Origin of the sequence: Vibrio sp. 2-1-2a (genome assembly GCF_032648565.1) — a bacterium.
Taxonomy (GTDB): Bacteria; Pseudomonadota; Gammaproteobacteria; order Enterobacterales; family Vibrionaceae; genus Vibrio; species Vibrio diabolicus.
The window spans coordinates 1-6,320 of the sequence record NZ_WBOH01000025.1; the positions used below are offsets into that span (position 1 = coordinate 1).

Annotated in this window: 6 protein-coding genes and 4 tRNA genes; 7 read left to right on the forward strand and 3 right to left on the reverse strand. The window is 44.1% G+C overall.

The window, feature by feature from the left end:
- Window positions 1–566 precede the first annotated feature (566 nt).
- Window positions 567–1,907, reverse strand: a complete 1,341-nt coding sequence (pssA, locus tag F7Y48_RS23340) for a CDP-diacylglycerol--serine O-phosphatidyltransferase (protein WP_316685442.1) — start codon at window positions 1,905–1,907, stop codon at window positions 567–569.
- Window positions 1,908–1,978: 71 nt separating this feature from the next.
- Complete coding sequence (locus F7Y48_RS23345; RefSeq protein WP_316685443.1) at window positions 1,979–2,410, reverse strand: GNAT family N-acetyltransferase; 432 nt, start codon at window positions 2,408–2,410, stop codon at window positions 1,979–1,981.
- 101 nt (window positions 2,411–2,511) lie between these two features.
- On the opposite strand from F7Y48_RS23345, the gene murB reads away from it, so the two are divergent.
- Both murB and birA read left to right on the forward strand, forming a co-directional pair.
- On the forward strand, window positions 2,512–3,555 hold the full coding sequence (gene murB / locus F7Y48_RS23350) for a UDP-N-acetylmuramate dehydrogenase (protein WP_046874694.1): 1,044 nt from the start codon (window positions 2,512–2,514) through the stop codon (window positions 3,553–3,555).
- The gene (gene birA, locus F7Y48_RS23355) at window positions 3,552–4,517 is read left to right on the forward strand and encodes a bifunctional biotin--[acetyl-CoA-carboxylase] ligase/biotin operon repressor BirA (RefSeq protein WP_258507233.1); all 966 of its coding nucleotides are present in this window, start codon (window positions 3,552–3,554) and stop codon (window positions 4,515–4,517) included. Before murB ends, birA begins: the two co-directional genes overlap by 4 nt.
- A 7-nt stretch (window positions 4,518–4,524) precedes the next feature.
- Here the strand turns inward: birA and coaA are convergent, their stop codons facing one another.
- Window positions 4,525–5,448 (reverse strand): type I pantothenate kinase, encoded by a 924-nt coding sequence (gene coaA, locus F7Y48_RS23360; RefSeq protein ID WP_005398335.1) that lies wholly within the window; start codon window positions 5,446–5,448, stop codon window positions 4,525–4,527.
- A gap of 205 nt (window positions 5,449–5,653) precedes the next feature.
- Here coaA and F7Y48_RS23365 point away from each other — a divergent pair.
- From F7Y48_RS23365 to F7Y48_RS23385, 5 genes are all read left to right on the forward strand, one after another.
- Window positions 5,654–5,729, forward strand: a tRNA-Thr gene (locus F7Y48_RS23365).
- 36 nt (window positions 5,730–5,765) lie between these two features.
- A tRNA-Tyr gene (locus tag F7Y48_RS23370) sits at window positions 5,766–5,850 on the forward strand.
- 35 nt (window positions 5,851–5,885) lie between these two features.
- Window positions 5,886–5,960 (forward strand) — tRNA-Gly (locus F7Y48_RS23375).
- 13 nt (window positions 5,961–5,973) lie between these two features.
- Window positions 5,974–6,049: transfer RNA gene (locus tag F7Y48_RS23380), tRNA-Thr, on the forward strand.
- 102 nt (window positions 6,050–6,151) lie between these two features.
- Window positions 6,152–6,320: GTP-binding protein (locus F7Y48_RS23385; protein ID WP_316685320.1), on the forward strand; the 169-nt coding region annotated here is incomplete at its 3' end.

Genomic DNA, 6,320 nt, shown 5'->3' on the forward strand with positions numbered 1-6,320 from the left:
TAGTTCAGTTGGTTAGAATACCGGCCTGTCACGCCGGGGGTCGCGGGTTCGAGTCCCGTCCACTCCGCCACTTATATTAAGCCTCAGTCGAAAGACTGGGGCTTTTTTCGTTTTGGTTACCCGACTTCCCTTAACCGCATTTCCATATTGAAATCTTGCATCGAGAGGCAGACTTCCCTCTTCGCGATGCTTTCTAAGCCCTGTCATGACGAGGTGTTGCGCAATTCTATGCGGTTTCTGCTGAACCGGGTCCCAGTCTCGAGCGCTAGTTTTGAGCCCCTGTGCTGACTCATTAAAGCTCCCCTTTATTACGTGTTAGAAAGCTTATTCACTAGCGTAGTGTAAGAAAGAGTAAGATCGGAAGACTGAGTTATTAAGCACCTAGCCACTTACGCATGTATTGCCTTTCTAGATTCTAGGTTGTTGCGTTTGGGGTTACGTTGCGTCTCGCAAGCTTATTTACTGAAGTCTACTAATATAGAGGTCTAATAGAGTATTAAGCTGTTGGAGCTAGGAATAATAAAAAAGCCCAGCAGGAAAATGCTGAGCTTTGAAGTTAATTATGCTTACAGGATGCGTTTTAAAACCCCATCTGCTTTTAGGCGGGTTATTTTTCTTACTAACCGCTGCACCCCTATCGGATAATCTTCCACTTTTTCTAACTGTTTATAAGTACAGATAAGATGGGTATGCTCAAGGATACGCGAAACCTCATCTTCGAACTTATCAGTGAGTTTCGCATAATTGTCTTGGATGAGAAGCCCATTTTCTAGATCAAGTGACCAAGCCCGAGGATTTAAGTTATTCCCCGTCAGTAGCATATAGCGTTTATCAACCCAAATCCCTTTGAGATGGAAGCTATTATTGTCATGCTTCCAGAGGTGAATTGACAGTTTACGCGCAGCGATATTCGCTTCATTTGCTTTCGCAAAGCGGCGTAGGTTTACTTCATACAGATATGGAAGTCCGCCAATGGTTTTAAAGTCTTCCTCAGGGGCAACATAAAAGTCGTTTGCTGTCTTGTCGCCCACAACAATAGTTACTTTCACACCGCGTTTCATGGCTCGCTTCACTTCACGATGCAGCGCTTTAGGGAAGTTAAAGTAAGGCGTACAGATAAAGATTTCGTTTTGGGCGGCCGCTAGTAACTTTACAATCTGTTGATTGAGCAGATTGCGGCGTTTGCCTAGACCAACTAGTGGGGTGATTTTTACACTTTCCTCTGTTGGTGGTTGGTCTTCAAACTTATAATTAGCTTGAGCAAGTGAAGCTCTCAGTTGACGAATCGCCGACTTAATTTCTTTGGTTTCTGGCTTATCTTTTCCAGCAAGATCATTGACAGCTGGGTGAGCAATCATCTCTTCCTGAATGAATTGCACCATTGAATTAGCTAGAGACTCATGTCGAATCACATGGTAACGATCAAAGCGATAGCGTTCGTGATAGTGCAGATAAACATTATTTAAGCTTGCTCCACTGTAGATGACAGTATCATCGACAATGAAGCCTTTTAAATGCAGTACCCCAAAAACCTCTCTGCCACGCACAGGTATACCATAGACAGGGATCGGGTGTTGGTACTTATTGGCATACGCTTTGTAAAGCGCAGAATTACCCTCAGATGTTTCCGCACCAATCAGGCCACGCTGCGCTCGATGCCAGTCGACACAGATATTGATGTCCAACCCAGGATTGCGCTGTTTCGCTTCATAAAGCGCAGTGAGAATTTCACGTCCAGCTTCATCATCTTCCAGATATAGAGCGACTAGGTAAATTCGCGACGTTGCTTTGCTGATTGCATCCAAAAGATGAGTCCTGAATGATTCTGCTGAATACAGAACATCAAAGTCTTCCGGATTGACAGCGAGACTTGGCAACTGTTCGAATGGATTCCTACTTACTATCATATCGGTATGAGTACCTTAGTTTAGTGCAATATTGCGAACCTGCCATTTTATCAAAGATATGATTTACCTGGCTACAAAAGCGCGCGTTTTGATGTCATTGAAGAGATGAATTGCATTGGAATGAGATCTTTACCGCTATCTACATAGCGTTGAAATGCCATTTTTAGCGGGTGTGGTAGCTCAGAGCAATCAATGGTTTTGAATCCATGCTTGGAATAATAGGATTCGAGATGTGTAAACGCGAAGCAATAATCGCCATCAGTGAAAACATTGTTTTTACAATGAGTTAGTAGTTCTTTTCCAATACCAGCTCCCCTAAGTGTCGGAATGACCAGCATTCCCGTCAGCAACCGAGATCTATCTACGGTTTTTAAGCGTAGTAACGCAACAATTTCACCTTTATGGCTCGCTGTAATGATCAGTTCATCCTTTTTGGCTCGACCCGAAGGGTAATGCGCTTTGTACAACCTCTTAATGAGAGGGAGCTTGATAGGATTTAACACTTCTATGATTAATGAGTCAGGTATTGTCACTGCGGTTAAAAGATAACTAATGTAGAATGTCGACAGTTTAAGAGAATCTTATCTGACGTTGCAAACCTACTATGCAAATTAAAACAAATGCAAGCCTTAAGGCTTACCATACTTTTGGGATTGAACAGTCGTGTTCCTATTTAGCCACCATCGAGTCGCTCGAGGAGGTTATTCAACTATTTCAAGACCCGAGATTCACCCATTTACCGAAGCTTTTTTTAGGTAAAGGAAGTAATGTTCTTTTCACTGAGCATTTTGACGGGTTAGTGATCGTTAATCGAATCATGGGTAAAGATGTGACGGAAACGGATGACCAATACCTATTGCATGTTGCAGGTGGTGAAGACTGGCCTGAGTTGGTTTCCTGGTGTGTGAGTCAGGGAATTGGTGGGTTAGAAAACCTAGCCCTGATCCCTGGCTGTGCAGGCTCGGCTCCTATTCAAAACATTGGAGCCTATGGGCTAGAACTAAAAGACATTTGTGATTACGTGGATGTTCTTGATCTAACTACATTTGAACATAGAAGAATGAGCGCCAGAGACTGTGACTTTGGCTACCGAGACTCCATTTTTAAACACGCTTTGCATGAAAAGTGCTTTATTACCGCACTAGGGCTTAAGTTGGCTAAGCAATGGCAACCGATTAATCAATATGGTCCTTTAAAAGATATTCCGGAAGAACAACTTAGCCCAGCCACAATCTTCGAGCGAGTTTGCCAAGTGCGAACGGAGAAACTGCCGGATCCAGTCAAGGTAGGTAACGCAGGGAGTTTCTTTAAAAACCCAGTGATCACTCAAGATCATTATGATCGGCTCATGAAGCAACATACTAATATCGTGGCCTATCCAACTCCTGGCGGAATGAAAGTCGCGGCTGGTTGGCTGATTGATCAGTGCGGATTAAAGGGGAAGTCTGTGCATGGTGCACAGGTCAATCCTATGCAAGCCTTGGTTTTGACCAACATGGACAACTGCAGTGCCGATGATGTTGTCGCACTTGCTTCCCTAGTGAAGCAGGCTGTGTGGGATAAATACCAAATAGAACTTGAGCATGAAGTGCGATTTCTGAACCGCACCGGGGAAACCAACCTGGCTCAGATCGAGGCGTTAAGATGAGAAAAGATCACTCTACGAAACTTCATATCTTAAAGTCATTAAGTAACGGCGAGTTTCATTCTGGAGAGGCGCTGGGCGAAGCCCTGAATGTATCCAGAGCGGCAATAGCTAAGCATATTAAAGGTCTTAGTGAGTGGGGCATTGATATTTATCGAGTGCAAGGGCGCGGTTACCAGTTGGCATCACCATTGCAGTTGCTAGATGAAGCTCTCCTTACTGCTAGTGCGGAGTCACTTATTGAGCTTGTTCCTGTGATTGACTCAACCAACCAGTATTTGCTTGATAGAGTCGCAGAGTCAGAAAAGGGCCGTGTTTGTATAGCTGAGTATCAAGCACAAGGACGTGGCCGCCGCGGTAGACAATGGATCTCTCCATTTGGCTCTAACTTATACCTATCCATGTACTGGCGATTAGATGCGGGAATGGCCGCGGCAATGGGCTTAAGCCTTGTTATTGGTATTGCCGCAGTGGAAGCACTAGAAGAAATGGGCATACAAGGCGTGAAACTCAAGTGGCCAAATGACCTGTATTATCAAGATAAAAAACTGGCAGGAATCTTAGTGGAGATGTCAGGGCAGGCCGGTGGTGCTGCTCATCTTGTGATTGGGATGGGGCTCAATATTGGAATGCCTGATGAGCAACCTGAGATTGATCAACCATGGACAACATTGAATCAGGTAAACGAGAGTCTCGTGATCGATAGAAATGTCCTAGCGACGACGCTTATCAAGCATTGGAATTCCGCACTTATCGAGTATGAACTGAAAGGACTTACCAGCTTTGTCGAACGTTGGAATCGATTAGATAACTTTCTCAATCGTCAAGTCAAGCTGCTCATCGGACCTAGAAAGGTGCACGGCGTCGTACGCGGCATTGATCATCAAGGCGGGATATTACTCGAAACCTCCCAAGGGCTAGAGACTTACATTGGTGGTGAAATCTCGTTGCGTAAAAGCGATTGACGTTCAATTACTTTCGCAAAGATACCTTATCAACCAAGTGGTTGACGCCTTTGTGTAGAATCAAATGGGCTCTTTCTCGGGTTGGAAGAATATTCAGCTCCAAGTTGAGCCCATTAATATCATGCCAAATTTGTTTTGCTTTTTGCTTTGCTTCATCGACTGACAGTTGCGTGTAGTGACTAAAATAAGAACCGGGTTTAGTAAAAGCCCCTTGGCGAAACTTTAAAAATCGTTCCACATACCACTGTTCAATTGTCTCTGTTTCAGCATCGACATAGATCGAAAAATCCAAAAAATCAGAGACAAAGACGCGATGTGGATCATGCGGATAATCCATTCCACTTTGTAGAACGTTTAAACCTTCAATGATAAGAACATCGGGTCTATCAACTTTTCTTAGTTCGTCCGTAATGTCATACGTGATGTGGGAGTAAATAGGCACTTCAAGATCCGGCTTACCCGCTTTAACGTCAGACATAAACTCAACTAAACGTTTGATATCATAGGACTCAGGAAACCCTTTACGATGCATGATACCGCGTTCTTCTAGTACTTTTTTCGGATATAGAAAGCCATCTGTAGTGACCAAGGACACTTTGGGATGATTCTCCCAACGAGAAAGCAATGCGGTCAGAATACGAGCTGTCGTACTTTTGCCTACAGCGACACTGCCGGCGATACCAATCACAAAAGGAGGGGCATGTTCTTCCGTATTCAAGAATTGTTGTAATACGGAGTTGCGGCTTTGACGGGCTTGGACGTACAGATTCAAAAGACGAGACAAAGGAAGGTAGATTTCTACCGCTTCCTCCATGGTTAGGTTTTCATTAATGCCCTGAAGCGCAGTCAAGTCGTCTTCAGAAAGTGTCATCGGTACAGAGTTTCTTAACTCGGCCCAGTTTGCACGGTCAAATGACAAAAATGGACTCATGGGTCTCTTTTATCCTTGGTTTAGTAGAAGCAAGAACATACATCAAGCGAACTTCAAAGCAAACGACAAAGGTCGAAGTTTACTTTAAAAAAGCCAAGTTTGTACGAATTTGCAGCAAACGAATCTAAAAAATCGAATTTTATGATTTTTTTTAAAATTACTATTGCAACCTCGAAAATCATTCAATAGAATGCGCACCACTTATGCCGACTTAGCTCAGTAGGTAGAGCAACTGACTTGTAATCAGTAGGTCACCAGTTCGATTCCGGTAGTCGGCACCATTCTTTCCTTTAGTAGTCTGAATGGCTTGAAAATTTGGAGGGGTTCCCGAGTGGCCAAAGGGAGCAGACTGTAAATCTGCCGGCACTGCCTTCGATGGTTCGAATCCGTCCCCCTCCACCATATTCTTTAGGAAATAGCTCTCAGAGTTACGTGTTGCGGGCATCGTATAATGGCTATTACCTCAGCCTTCCAAGCTGATGATGCGGGTTCGATTCCCGCTGCCCGCTCCACTCTAATTTGAGTGCTGATATAGCTCAGGTGGTAGAGCGCATCCTTGGTAAGGATGAGGTCGGCAGTTCGAGTCTGCCTATCAGCACCAGCTCTCAAGTTTATTTCCTTTTGATATTAGATTTACCAATTATCTTTTTTTGGTTGCGTGGTCAATTTGGGCCACCTAAATCCGTACCTAGAGGGACCACTCATGTCTAAAGAAAAATTTGAACGTACGAAACCGCACGTTAACGTTGGTACTATCGGCCACGTTGACCACGGTAAAACAACTCTAACTGCAGCTATCTGTACTACTCTTGCTAAAGTTTACGGCGGTGTAGCTAAAGACTTCGCATCTATCGATAACGCTCCAGAAGAGC

Bases quoted from the DNA above. Each gene is read 5' to 3' on its own strand.
- pssA (WP_316685442.1), bottom strand. From the start codon at position 1,907: ATGATAGTAAGTAGGAATCCATTCGAACAGTTGCCAAGTCTCGCTGTC.
- murB (WP_046874694.1), top strand. From the start codon at position 2,512: ATGCAAATTAAAACAAATGCAAGCCTTAAGGCTTACCATACTTTTGGG.
- birA (WP_258507233.1), top strand. From the start codon at position 3,552: ATGAGAAAAGATCACTCTACGAAACTTCATATCTTAAAGTCATTAAGT.
- coaA (WP_005398335.1), bottom strand. From the start codon at position 5,448: ATGAGTCCATTTTTGTCATTTGACCGTGCAAACTGGGCCGAGTTAAGA.